Annotated in this window: 2 protein-coding genes and 1 pseudogene; all 3 read left to right on the top strand. The window is 72.9% G+C overall.

All coding sequences use genetic code 11. The features are described from left to right. Nucleotides 1-206 (top strand): annotated as a pseudogene (locus ACV4UX_RS18490) (HlyD family secretion protein); the annotation flags it as partial. Nucleotides 207-598: 392 nt separating this feature from the next. Continuing rightward, nucleotides 599-1,618, top strand: coding sequence for a hypothetical protein (locus ACV4UX_RS18485; protein ID WP_491594751.1), 1,020 nt, complete (start codon nucleotides 599-601; stop codon nucleotides 1,616-1,618). 3 nt (nucleotides 1,619-1,621) lie between these two features. Next, nucleotides 1,622-2,697 (top strand): LIC_10190 family membrane protein (locus tag ACV4UX_RS18480; RefSeq protein ID WP_491594750.1); only part of this gene is annotated, 1,076 nt, incomplete at its 3' end.

Raw genomic sequence — 2,697 nt, 5'->3', positions numbered from 1 at the left:
ACAAGGCCCGGGTCACCTTCGAGTCCATGCCCGGCGAGGCGCGCGAGGCCGTCATCACCCAGATCAACGTCACGGCCGAGCAGAAGGAGACCCAGCTGCCCTCCCACTTCGAGGTGCAGCTTTCGCTGCCCAACCCCGGCCTGACGCTCAAGGTGGGCATGCGCGGCGACGTGGAAGTGACCGTCCCCGACACCCCCAGGAACTGACCGGAATCCGGCCGCGCCGCACCTCGTGCCCTTCCTTCCGAGCCAACAAGCACCGGGTCGCCTCGGGAACGCCCCGGCGGCGCGCCTGGCCGTGGGACGCCTCCTGGCCCTGGCGGCGGCCGTGTCCCTGGCCCTGGTCCATTACAAGGTCGATTCCGACGGCCTGCTGCGCTACCGCTGGCTCGTGACCCTCCTGGACGAGGGACGCTCCACGGGCATGATCTATTCCTCGCTCATGCCCCTGGCCTCCGCCCCCTTCCTGCTGCTGGACAGGCTTCTGGGCCTGGACGGGGCGCTCTTCACCCGCTTCAACCTGGGCCTCTTCCTGGCGGGACTGGCCTTCCTGCACCGCCGCCTGCGCCGCCCCCCTGGGCGAGGAGGCCGCCCTGAACGTGGTGCTTCTGCTGCTGTGCGGCTCCATGTTCACCAACCTCGTGAACAACTATTTCGGGGAGGTGTTCACCGCAGTGCTGGTCTGCGCGGGGCTCGTGCTCGTCCACCAGGGCAGCCCCCTGGCGGGGTGGTCCCTGGCGGCCCTGGGCGCGGCCAACACCCCGGCCGTGCTGGTGGGCCTGGGGCTCAGCGCCCTGCACGCCGCCTGGCTGCGGCGCGACTGGCGGCATCTGTTGGCCCCGGCCGGGGCGGCGCTCCTCATGACCGTGGAGGTCTGGTTGCGCAACGGCGGCCTGGCCACAGGCTACGAGGGCAACGCCGGGCTCAAGACCTTCATGCCCTATTCCGGGCTGCCCGGCTTCAGCTACCCCTTCGCGCTGGGGCTGCTCTCCATCGTGTTCTCCTTCGGCAAGGGCCTGCTGTTCTACGTTCCGGGGCTCTTCTTCCGCCCCAGGCCCGTGAACGGTTTCGACCCCGCGCCCCTGTGGACCGGCATGGTCCTCTTCGTGGCAGGAGAGGCGCTGGTCTACGCCAAGTGGTGGGCCTGGTACGGAGGGCTCTGCTGGGGGCCTCGCTTCTTCCTTTTCGCCTGCTTCCCGGCGGCGCTTGCCCTGGGCACGGCCCTGGCCGCCTCGGGAGCGTCCGAAGGGGGCTCCCCGGGCCGGACCCCGCAGCAGGCCGCCCTGACGGCCCTGGCCGCGTCCTTCTCCGTGTGGGTGGCCCTGAGCGGCGTGGTCTTCGGCGACAGGGCCGTGCAGTCCATCTGCTGGTTCAACGACTACGCTTTCGAGATGCTCTGCTGGTACGCCCCGGAGTACAGCACGCTCTTCACCCCCTTCGTCTTCAAGCTCGACCCCCTGCCCTACGGCTGGTGGCTCATCGCGCTCTTCGGCGCGACGGGGCTGTACCTGCTGGCCCCCCTGCTGCGCGACGCGTCGCACCGGACGGTCCGGGTCCTGCGCGAGGCCCTGTCCGGAGCGCGCCGCAGCGGACCGGGCAGGACAGGGCACGGCCGCTAGGCCATGGCTGGCGTGCTGGCCCTGGCGCTCCTCCAGGCGGTCGTGGCGGCGGGGCTGGGCGGGCTTGTTGCGCGTCTGTCCTTTACGGGGTGCGGCCCCGTCGGCGCGCGGGAGCCCGAAGGCGCGGGCGGCTGGGACCTGCCGCGCCTTCTGCTGGCCGGGGTCTGCGCCGAGTTGACGCTGCTGCCCCTGGCTTCCTTCGTCTGCTCCATGGCCGGGACCGCGCGCTGGCTCGCGGCCGCCCTGGCCGCGGCGGGGCTCGTCTTCCTGGCGGCGGGCCGCAGGAGCGGGAGCGCTCCCAGGCTTTCTCCCGACGGCGGGCCGGGCCGCGCCTGGGCCTGGCTGCTCACGGTCCTGGCCCTGGCCCTGGCCGACGCCGTGGCCCAGACCGCCCTGGGCCGCCCGGTGCTGGGCGACACGGGGCTCTATCACCTGCATTCCGTGCGCTGGGCCGCCGACCACCCGCTGGTGACGGGCATCGCCAACCTGCACGACCGCCTGGGCTTCAATTCGGTCTTCTTCCTGCACGCCGCGCTCTTCGACGGGCTCTTCTTCCCCGGCGATTCGGCCTGGGGCGCGGCCGCCTTCTTCCGGCTGCTGGCCGTGGCGCATCTCGCCTTCACCGCCCTGGACGCGGCGAGCCCCGCCCGCGCGCGGACCTTCGCCGCCGCCGCGCTGCCCTGCGTGGCCTGGCGCTGCCTGGAGGCCATGCCCTCGCTGGGCTACGACGAGACCCCGCAACTGCTGGCCCTGCTTGCCGCCCTGGAGCTTCTGCGCGCCCCGGCCGCACGGCTGGCGGACCTGGGCCGCACGGGCTGCCTGCTCCCCTGCTGGCTGGCCCTGTGGGCCTCGGTGACTGCCCTCACGGTGAAGCTCTCCATGGCCCCGGCCGTGGTGTTCTTCGGCGCGCCCTTCCTGCTGGCGGCCTGGCAGGGCGGCGCGCTCCGGGGCAGGCAGCTGGCCTGGGGCCTCGTCCCGGCCGCAGCCGCCGTGGCCGCCTATCTGGGGCGCAACGTGCTGGCCACGGGCTGGCTCTTCTACCCCGTGCCCGTGGCGCGTCTTGACGTGCCCTGGGCCGT

The organism is Fundidesulfovibrio sp. (assembly GCF_058402725.1).
This window is presented reverse-complemented; position numbering and strand designations above follow the sequence as displayed.